This is a genomic window from Photobacterium sp. R1 (assembly GCF_054600795.1).
This window is the reverse complement of sequence record NZ_BAAHZP010000191.1, coordinates 1-376: the sequence shown is the minus strand read 5'-3', so window position 1 is coordinate 376 and position 376 is coordinate 1. Positions and strand designations below refer to the sequence as shown.

Below are 376 nucleotides of genomic sequence, written 5' to 3'. Positions count from 1 at the left end.
CGGCCAGAGCGCCGATGACAGTGGCGGAATAATCTGAACCATTTCGCCCCAGCAGCACGGTTTCTCCGGCTTGATTGCTGGCCATAAAACCTGTGATCACCATGCGATGGCCACTGTGCTGCGCCAGTTCATTTTGCAGCAGCGGCAGTGAACGGCCACGGTCAACTTCCGGCTGCGCAGCGCGTTCGGCACGCAGGAAGCGCCGGGAGTCCAGCGCACGTGCCGCCATACCCTTGTGTGCCAGCAGTGCGGCCAAGAGCCGGGAAGACCACAATTCGCCGTGTCCGAGTACCCAGGCGTGTCTGGCCGGGGTGATATCACTGTCGGTGAGCTGGCCCAGCTCGCTGAATTCAAGGTGTAACGAGGTCAACAATTC

At 60.9% G+C, this 376-nt stretch carries 1 protein-coding gene; it reads right to left on the bottom strand.

Annotation, left to right across the window (positions count from 1 at the left end; genetic code table 11):
- On the bottom strand, window positions 1-376 hold a 376-nt coding region (locus tag ACYP03_RS24620; RefSeq protein WP_459782470.1), incomplete at both ends, for an amino acid kinase family protein.